Below are 8,204 nucleotides of genomic sequence, written 5' to 3' on the forward strand. Positions count from 1 at the left end.
CCCCGAGGCGGGGGAATGCAGCGTTTGCGCCCCATCCCACCACACGTACTCCATATAGCGGTCGAAGAGGTTCGTGACGCCGAGCCCCAGAGCCGCGGCGCGCCAGCGCCACGACACATCGGCATTCACGGTGTGCATCGCGCCCCAGCGGCCGCGATTGTTCTGCGGCACGATCTGGTAGTCGCCCTGCGCGTACGCCCACGCCGACGTCGTCAGCCCGGTACGGGGCGTCCATTCCGCACCGTACTTCACCGTCCAAGAGGGCACGTGGTTGAGGAGATTACCCGCCACCGCCGCATTCGTGCGCCCGGGCTCGACGAGTACGGCCCGCTGAGACGTTCCGGCCATCCATAGCTGCACCGCCTTCGGCAAGCGCAGCGTGCTTTCGATGTCCAGACCGCGACGACGTGTGCGGCCGATGTTTTCCGAATCCCCGGAGTTGTCGAAGCGCAGACGTACCTCGTCGGACGCGCGCTGCTCCCAGTATCCGGCGCGTACCGTCCAGCCACGCAGCGGCTCACTCACCAGACCCACTTCGCCGCCGTCGTTGACCGAGGCGCGGAGCGGTGTACGACCGTACGCCGCGATCGCACTGCCGATCTGGAAGCCACGTCCGTAGTTGGCATAGCCACTCAGCCGGTCGTTGATACGCACCCCGGCACTGACCTTGGGCTGGGTGATCGTACCGAACTGCAGCACCGGCAGGGTGGTGGGCGACGGCAGGTTGTTGGTGAACTCGCCGTCGAAGCGATCGGCGCGCATGCCCGCCGTGAGCGTGAGCCATGAAGTGGGCGCGCTGCTCACCTGCACGAAGCCACCCGTGTTGTCGAGCGTGAAGTCCTGATCGCGCAGGGTGGCCTGCCGTGCGCGATCCAACGTGCGAAAACGGAACTGCTCGTTGGTCTGCTGCTGCAGGTCCAGGCCGCCCGTGACGACGACTTTCCTATCCGCGAGCGACGCCGGGCGCCACGTGACCGTACCAATGGTGCCCACCTGCCGTTCGTCTTCGATGCGCTCCTGCTGGGCGCCTGCCGCCGTGAAGCGCACGAAGCGCACCCGATCGAAGCGCTGGGTGTAGGCCTTGAGCGACCACGACAGCGTGGATGTTTGCCGCACGTCGAGGTGCAGGCTGCCGTGATCACTGTCCACGGTGCCACCGTCGGAGTTGCTGAAGACCGGCGAGAATCGCGGCGTCGAACGCGACTGGGATTGCGTCAGGTATCCGGGTGCTTCCGTGTCGAGCCGGTGCATCCGCGCGATCAGTCCCACCCGAACGCGTGCGCTGTCCGTTGTATAGAACCACTTGCCCGACGCCGTCCACTTGTCGGAGGCCGAGTTGGCCCGATAGCCGTCGGCACGGCGCGCACCGGCGAAGATGGTCTGACTGAAGCCGCCAACTGCGACATTACCGAGGACTTGGGCTTCCTGCGTGCCGAAGGAGCCGCCCTGCAAACGCGACGTGATGTAGTTGCCGCCGCCCTGTGCCGTTTCCACCGACACGTTGCCGGCGAGATTGAACAGGCCGAAGCGGGGATCGTTCGTGCCGCGCACCACGTCCATGCGCGAGATCTCGAGCGGGAAGATCGCATTCATTTCGCTCACACCGCTGTTGAGATTCGACGGAATGCCGTCGATCAGCAGTTTCGTGCTGGCGATCTCGCTCTCGGTGTTGAAGCCGCGGAGACCGATGTCGCCGTTTACGATGCCCTGATTGAACTCAGCCCGATACACGCCGGGCACCTTGCGCAGTAGTTCCTGCGAGAACGCCACATTTTCGCGGGCGATTTGTTCACCACCGAGCACCGAGACCGCACCTAGGAGCGCATCGGCGCCCGGATGCAGGTCCCGTGAGGTGGTCGTTGCGCCGATCACCTGCACCGGCGTGAGCTGCGCCTGCGGGCGGAGCACGATGGCGATCGGTTCGGCGCCGGCGCGCGCCGCGACTGGCTGTGACACACTCGCGTAGCCCACGGCGCGAACGACGAGGGTGTACCGCCCGGCGCCCGGTACGGTCGCCGTGAATTGCCCGTTCCCGTCGGTACGGACCGGCGTGCTGCGGCCGTTGGGGTCGGTGAGGCGTACGTCGGCCCCGGTCACCGGTCGACCATCCGGCTGTCGCACCGCGCCTCGAATCACCACTTCACCAGTGGCCACGGCCGGAGTGGCGGGCGCCTGCGCGCGAAGCGGGGATGCCCAGGGGGTGCTGAGGGCGCCAAGCAGGGTGACGCCGATGAGCAGCGAGCGAGTGGGAGCGGTCATGGTCGGGCGGGAGAGAGTTATGATAACGCGAACAGGGTATCATTAACTCTGCAGTACGTCCATACCGGATTTTGGAAACGTGGCGAGATTCGCCCGCGACGTCTCCCCGTGTGCCGCTATCGCTGCCGGGTAAGCACCAGCCGCTGAATCGCGCGCGGGCGCATCGTCACCAGCCCATCGGCCGCCGGTCGGTCGTCGATGGTCATGATCTCCTCAGTCAGCGTGTCGCCCTGCACCCGCAGGTGGGTCACGAGCAGCAGCGGGCCGGTCTTGAAGGCGGAGACCAGGACGTCGCCGAGGAGCCGGGCGGGGAGCACCACGCCGCCCCCCTCGTCCACTGCATAGTCGTCGGGGCCGGTGCCACGACATAGCCGGTAATCCTTCACTCCCCGCACCACCGCCTGTTCGCGGTAGGTGGTCTTCCAGGGGACGCAGGTGGAGTCAGCCACCGGCAACGCGCCAAACTCCATGGTAACGTCCACCGGCGCAGCACCGGGGCGCGTGGGGTAGTTCACCAGCGTCCCGCGCCACGTGCCGGCGAGGTCGGGGCGTGACTGCGCGGCGGCCGTTCGTAACGGCATGGTGACGGCGAGGGCGGCACACAGCGCCCCCTGTAACAATGTGGTGGCCTTCACGTAGGTTCTCCCGACGATGACGATCACGGAACCTACCACTCCCGACGGCCTCGCGGCATTTCGCACGGCCCTGCACGGGCAGTATGCCATTCAGCGGGAGCTCGGACGCGGCGGCATGGGCATCGTGCTCCTCGCCCGCGACGAAAAGCTCGATCGCTCGGTGGCGCTCAAGGTGCTGCCCCCGCACCTCGCCGACGACCCGGAGACGCGCGAGCGATTCCTGCGTGAAGCCCGCATGGCCGCGCAGCTGTCGCACCCCAACATCGTGCCGGTGTATCGCGCCGATGAACTGGGTGGCTACGCGTTCTTCGCCATGGGCTTCGTGGACGGCGAAACACTGGGCGATCGCATCCGTGATCGCGGCACCCTCCCGGCCGTGGAAGTCGTGCGTGTGTTGCGCGAGGTGGCGTGGGCGCTGGCGTACGCGCATGCCCGCAGCATCGTGCATCGGGACATCAAGCCGGACAACATCCTGCTCGAACGGGCAACCGGCCGCGCAGTCGTGAGCGACTTCGGCATCGCGCGCGCCGAATTCAATCCTGCGCTCACGCAGGACGGCCTCGTGTTGGGCACGGTGCACTTCATGAGCCCTGAGCAGGCCACCGGCGACGCGCTCGACGGCCGCAGCGATTTGTATGCGCTGGGGTGCATCGGCTTTCTCGCACTCGCCGGACGCCTCCCCTTCGAGGGCACGACGCCGCAGAGCATCCTGGTGGCCCATGCCACCAAGGAGCCGCCGCCACTGCGCACGGTGGCGCCGGAGGTCGATCCACACATCGCCGCGGTGATCGATCGCCTGCTGCGCAAGCAGCGCGACGAGCGATTCGCCACCGGCGAGGAACTCGCCGCGGCCCTCGACAAGGCGCAGGAGAAGATGCTGCACGCGCAGCGCGATCACGGGCCGTCGCCGGTGCTCGACAGCGAGCACGCGATGGCCGTGTGGCGCCGCGCGGCGGAGTTGCAGGCCGAAGCCGCAGCGCGCCTCGAGCAGCGCGTGCGCAGCAACGACACGCGGGCGCTGGTACCCGCCGATGCCAACACCGGGTCGACGAATGACGCCGTGCCCACCGATGCCTACCGCCTACGCGATGTGGAAGCCGCCGCCGTGGAGGCGGGCATTTCGCAGCGCTATGTGGCGCTGGCGCTCGACGAGATCCGCGCGCAGGGACAGGGCATGGTGCAACCGGCCGAGGTCTCGCCGTTCACCGAACGCCTCGCGCGACGGTTCCTCGGCACCAGTCAGCGCACCCTGTCGGTCTCGCGCGTGTTCCGCTCGCCGGGCCGAGCGGTATTGCCCGCACTCGGCCGCAGCTTGCAGACGTCGCCGTGGCTGCTGTCGCTCAAGGACACCTTGGGCGGCCATCCGCTCGACGGGGGCGTGCTGGTGTTCACGCTCCCGGCCCTGGTGGACGGCAATTACAAGTGGACGTGGACGCGGTACGGGGTGTACGCCACCGAAGTACGCGTGAGCCTCGCGCCCGTGCCGGGCGACCCGCAGTCGTGCGAGGTGACCATGACCGTGGATCTGCGGAGTGGCCTCGGCATCAACGTCTTCGGCTATGGGGCGATCGCGGGTGGCGGCGCGACGGTGAGCGGAATCATCGCGGCGGCCCTCGCCAAGAAGGCCTTCCTGCTCGCGGGTGCGGCCATCGCCGGACCGGCGGTCGCGGCGGCGCTCGCGGTGGGCGTCGGCCTCGTGGCCGTGAGCGGGCCCATGTACCGGTGGGAAGTGAAAAAGACCGCCACCGAACTATCCGACGCGCTCGGCGCGGTCGAGGCCTCGATGCGCGCCTTCGACATCTTCGGCGAGGCACCGCCGCCGCTCCCGCCGCCGAAAGCCACCGGTGGCATGGATATGACCGGGATGATCTGAACCGGGGCCACTGGACAGTCTCTTATTACTGAGATATCTTCCAGACATCTCAACCCGGAGTCACCCGTGTCCATCCGTCCCGTCAAGCGCATCGTCACCGCCCAGCCCACTATGGAGGGCGCGGGTGTGCACCTACACCGTGGTTTCGGGTTCGGCGAAACGGCCGAGACCGATCCGTTCCTGCTGTTCGACGACTTCCGCGGCAATGACCCGCGGCAGTATCAGGCGGGCTTCCCGTGGCATCCACACCGCGGCATCGAGACGATCACCTACGTGCTCGCCGGCAACGTCGAGCACGCCGACTCGCTCGGCAATCGCGGCATGCTCGGCGCGGGCGATGTGCAGTGGATGACGGCGGGGAGCGGCATCATCCACCACGAGATGCCGCACGGCGACCCGCAGGGGCGCATGCACGGCTTCCAGCTGTGGGCCAACCTGCCCAGTACGCTCAAGATGACGGCCCCGCGCTACCAGGATGTGCAGTCGAAGGAGATCGCGGAAATCATCGACGATGACGGCACCACGGTTCGCGTGATCTGCGGCGCGTTCTGGGGGAAGCGCGGTCCGGTCGATGGGATCGCCGCCGATCCGCAGTACCTCGATGTGTTCGTCCCCGCCGGTGTGAAGAAGTCGCTGCCGGTGGACGCGTATCGCAGCACCTTCGCCTACATCTTCGAAGGGAGCGGCACGTTCCGCCACGCCTCCGATCCCATGGGCGTGCTCACGGAGCGCACCGCCGGCAACGACGATGACCTGGTGCGCGACCGCTCGGGCAATCGCTCCCTCATCTTCTTCGATTCCGGCGACGAGGTGGTGGTGCGCGCCGGCGACGAGGGCATTCGCTTCCTCCTCGTGAGTGGCGCGCCCATCAAGGAGCCCGTGGCGTGGTACGGCCCGATCGTGATGAACACGCAAGCCGAACTGCAGCAGGCGGTGAGCGAACTGCGCGCGGGAACGTTCATCAAGCACTGACGCCGTTCACTCGCATCGTCGGCTGCCCGTGCTCCTCGCCGCGTTCGTAGCCGGAGAAGGGGAGAAAGGGGGGAACTGAAATTGGGAGAAAAGGGGAAAGGGAGAAAAGGGGAGTCCGGATCAACGTCGAGCCGTCGGCTTTTCTTCAATTTTTTCATTCTCTTTTTCTTCTTTTCCCCTTTTCTCCCAATATCAGTTCCCCCCTTTCTCATTTTCTCCGCTGAAAGCGCAGAGGGCGAGCAGAAGCAGAGACCGGGTCGTATTATTGGCGCGTTGCATTGCTCTCCTGCCCTTCCTCTGGAGGCTGTACGTGGACGCGCCGCTGCCCGACGACTCCCCTGCCGGATCTGAACGCCATATCTCACGACGCGCGCTGGTACGGACCGGCGGACTGCTCGCGGGTGCCGCGCTCACCCCCTCGCTGCTGAGTGCCGTCACCCAGACGGCGGAACCGGCGGTGCCCATCGATCCGTCGCGCGTGCCCGGCGCGCCGAGCGATTCGCTCGGCACCCGTTCTCCCTTCGAGACACCGCGTCTCTCGCCCGTGAACGTCACCAGCGGTTCGACGTGGACGCCGCATCACGAGCTGCACGGCACCATCACGCCGGCCGATCTCCATTTTCAGCGGCACCACAACGGCATCCCCGCGATCGATCCGGCCAAGCACACGCTCACCATGCACGGACTGGTGAACAAGCCGCTCGAGTTCTCTCTCGATGAACTCAAGCGGTTCCCGTCCGTCACGCGCACGTATTTCATCGAGTGCAGCGGCAACGGCGGACGCGCCTGGAACAACCCCAAGCCCGATATGTCGCCGCAAGTGGTGGATGGGCTCACCAGCAACAGCGAGTGGACCGGTGTTGCCGTCTCCACTCTGCTGCGGGCGGTGGGCGCAAAGCCCAACGCGTCGTGGGTGGTGGCCGAAGGCAACGACGCCGCGGTGCTCTCCCGCAGTGTGCCCATGCAGAAGATGCTCGACGATGCACTCGTCGTGTATGCGCAGAACGGCGAAGCACTGCGCCCAGGCAACGGCTATCCCATCCGCCTGCTGCTGCCCGGCTATGAGGGCAACATGTGCGTGAAGTGGCTGCGCCGGCTCGAAGTCACCGACCAGCCGCTCATGTCGCGCGAAGAGACGTCCAAGTACACCGACCCGATCCCCGGCGGCAAGGCGCGACAGTTCAGCTTCACGATGGATGTGAAGTCGCTCATCACGTCACCGTCGTATCCCGGGAAGCTCGCCGAGCGCGGATGGCATGCCGTGCGCGGTCTCGCGTGGACTGGACGCGGACGCATTTCGCGCGTCGATGTCTCCACCGATGGCGGACGCACCTGGCACATGGCATCGCTCCCCAACGGCGCGCTCCCCATGGCGCACACGCGCTTCGAATACCTGTGGAATTGGGATGGCCGCAGCACTCGCCTGCTCAGTCGCGCGGTGGACGAAACCGGTGCCGTGCAACCGACCGCCGACGAGTATCGCCGGGTGCGCGGTGACGCGCCCGGATACCACTACAGTGCCATCCGCGCGTGGGATGTCGCGAGCGACGGCACCGTGACCTTCGGAGGTGGCTGATGCGCCGCATGATCGTGTTCGCTGCGCTCGGCGCGTGCGCGCTGCTCGCGTCGTGTGATGCCTCGCCGTCCGCGGCCGACCCATCGTTCGGGCTCGGGCACACGCCCACACCGGCTCGACTCGCGGCGATCGACATCGATGTAGACCCCAGCGGCGCCGGGCTGCCCGCGGGCGCGGGTACGTCGTCCGACGGAGCGGTCGTGTACGCGGCCAAGTGTGCCTCCTGCCATGGCGCGAAGGGCGAAGGGCTGGCCCCGGTACCGCCACTGGTGGGGCGAACCCCCGACGTGGGCTACGACTTCGCCCGCGCCGACCGCGCCCCGCGCACCATCGGCAACTACTGGCCGTACGCCACCACGGTCTTCGATTACGTGCGCCGCGCCATGCCGCAAAACGCCCCGGGATCGCTCTCGGACACCGAGACGTATGCCGTGGTCGCGTGGTTGCTGCACGAGAACGGCATCATCGGGGCGAACGCCGAGATGAACGCCACCACGCTGCCCGCCGTGCAGATGCCCGCGCGTGGCATCTTCGTACTCGACGATCGGCAGGGAGGCCGTCCCTTCCGCTGAGCCGGCAAGCACGCCCGCCGGCCATCGACATAGAAGGAACCTCGACGGGGCTGGCGTGGATTAGCCTGTGCCATGCTCCGCACCACTGAACGCGGTCTCTACTGTGAGGCCGGTGACTTCTACATCGACCCGTGGGCGCCCGTCGCCCGCGCGGTGGTCACGCATGCGCACGGGGACCACCTCACGTGGAGGTGCGACGCCTACCTCGTCACCGAGGCGGGCGCGGCGGTGTCGCGTGAACGATTGGGCAGCTGGGCCGCCGGACTCGAGGGCATGCCGTACGGCGCCACTCGCTCCATCAATGGCGTGACGGTGTC

The 8,204-nt window shown here is 67.2% G+C and carries 6 protein-coding genes and 1 pseudogene; 5 read left to right on the plus strand and 2 right to left on the minus strand.

Annotated elements, in window-relative coordinates; all coding sequences use genetic code 11:
- A partial coding sequence (locus ACIQ6O_RS09765) for a TonB-dependent receptor (protein WP_396207601.1) occupies positions 1-2,259 on the minus strand: 2,259 nt, incomplete at its 3' end.
- 116 nt (positions 2,260-2,375) lie between these two features.
- Entirely contained in the window at positions 2,376-2,921 is a 546-nt protein-coding gene (locus tag ACIQ6O_RS09770; RefSeq protein ID WP_396207602.1) for a hypothetical protein, read from the minus strand.
- Between ACIQ6O_RS09770 and ACIQ6O_RS09775 the strand changes: the two genes are divergently transcribed.
- The 5 genes and pseudogenes from ACIQ6O_RS09775 to ACIQ6O_RS09795 all read left to right on the plus strand — a co-directional run.
- The gene (locus ACIQ6O_RS09775) at positions 2,911-4,767 is read left to right on the plus strand and encodes a serine/threonine-protein kinase (RefSeq protein ID WP_396207603.1); all 1,857 of its coding nucleotides are present in this window, start codon (positions 2,911-2,913) and stop codon (positions 4,765-4,767) included. The two genes, ACIQ6O_RS09770 and ACIQ6O_RS09775, sit on opposite strands and share 11 nt — an antisense overlap.
- A 66-nt stretch (positions 4,768-4,833) precedes the next feature.
- Positions 4,834-5,739: a pirin family protein gene (locus tag ACIQ6O_RS09780; RefSeq protein WP_396207604.1), complete on the plus strand. Its 906-nt coding sequence runs from the start codon at positions 4,834-4,836 to the stop codon at positions 5,737-5,739.
- Between the two features lie 310 nt (positions 5,740-6,049).
- On the plus strand, positions 6,050-7,315 hold the full coding sequence (gene soxC, locus ACIQ6O_RS09785) for a sulfite dehydrogenase (RefSeq protein ID WP_396207605.1): 1,266 nt from the start codon (positions 6,050-6,052) through the stop codon (positions 7,313-7,315).
- On the plus strand, positions 7,315-7,887 hold the full coding sequence (locus ACIQ6O_RS09790) for a c-type cytochrome (RefSeq protein WP_396207606.1): 573 nt from the start codon (positions 7,315-7,317) through the stop codon (positions 7,885-7,887). The genes soxC and ACIQ6O_RS09790 overlap by 1 nt, the downstream gene beginning before the upstream one ends.
- Before the next feature lie 72 nt (positions 7,888-7,959).
- A pseudogene (locus ACIQ6O_RS09795) lies at positions 7,960-8,204 on the plus strand (DNA ligase-associated DEXH box helicase); the annotation flags it as partial.

This window comes from Gemmatimonas sp. (assembly GCF_044345575.1).
Classification (GTDB): Bacteria; Gemmatimonadota; Gemmatimonadetes; order Gemmatimonadales; family Gemmatimonadaceae; genus Gemmatimonas.